Origin of the sequence: Streptomyces hygroscopicus subsp. hygroscopicus, assembly GCF_030269125.1 — a bacterium.
GTDB lineage: Bacteria > Actinomycetota > Actinomycetes > Streptomycetales > Streptomycetaceae > Streptomyces > Streptomyces hygroscopicus_C.
This window is the reverse complement of record NZ_BSSM01000055.1, coordinates 1-744: the sequence shown is the minus strand read 5'-3', so window position 1 is coordinate 744 and position 744 is coordinate 1. Positions and strand designations below refer to the sequence as shown.

Sequence of the window (744 nt, the reverse complement as noted above, 5' to 3'; positions counted from 1 at the left end):
CCGGCCTTGCCCGGGTTCACCCGGGCACCGGACTCGGGGCCGGTGCGGGCGGGGCGCAGCATCCGCAGCGCGGCGAGGGCCGCGATGACCGAGAAGGCCACGGTCAGCACCGCCTGGGGAAGATGTCCCGCGGCCGCCCCGGCGAGCATCGCGGGCACGATGCCGGCCGCGGCGAACAGCAGACCGGTCCGCCAGACGACGTTCCCGTCCCGGGCGTGCCCGGCCAGCGCGGTGACCGAGGTGAGGGTGACGATGACCAGGCTGGCCGTCGTCGCCTCGGCCGTGGTGAAGCCGAGGAGGTAGATGAGGGCGGGCACGGCGAGGACGCTGCCGCCCCCGCCGAGGCCGCCCAGGGCCAGGCCGATGACGGCACCGGCGACGAGCGCGAGAATCAGGGTGGTCATGCTATCGAGCCGCTGTTCCCGTGCTCGTCGACGACCGGGTAGCCGGCGGCGGACCACGCCCGCATTCCGCCCTTGACGTCCACCACCCGCGCGCCGCGTGCCGTCAGCAGCGCGGCGGCCTGCTGGGAGCGCTGCCCGCTGCGGCAGATCACCACCAGCGGCCGCTCCCGCGCCACGTCCGGCAACGCCGCCCCGGCGACCAGGCCGGACAGCGGCGCGTACACGGCGCCGGGCGCGTGCCCGGCGTCCCACTCACGCTGCTCGCGCACGTCCAGCAGGACCGCCTGGGCGTCGCCGCCCCGGGTGTACCGGACGGCCTCGTCGACGGTGACACGGTCCT

Annotated in this window: 2 protein-coding genes; both read right to left on the bottom strand. The window is 76.3% G+C overall.

Annotated elements, in window-relative coordinates; all coding sequences use genetic code 11:
* The coding region (locus QSK45_RS38065) for a sulfite exporter TauE/SafE family protein (RefSeq protein ID WP_285563532.1) at positions 1–404 on the bottom strand (404 nt) is incomplete at its 3' end.
* Positions 401–744 (bottom strand): rhodanese-like domain-containing protein (locus QSK45_RS38060; protein WP_285563531.1); only part of this gene is annotated, 344 nt, incomplete at its 5' end. The genes QSK45_RS38060 and QSK45_RS38065, both read right to left, overlap by 4 nt.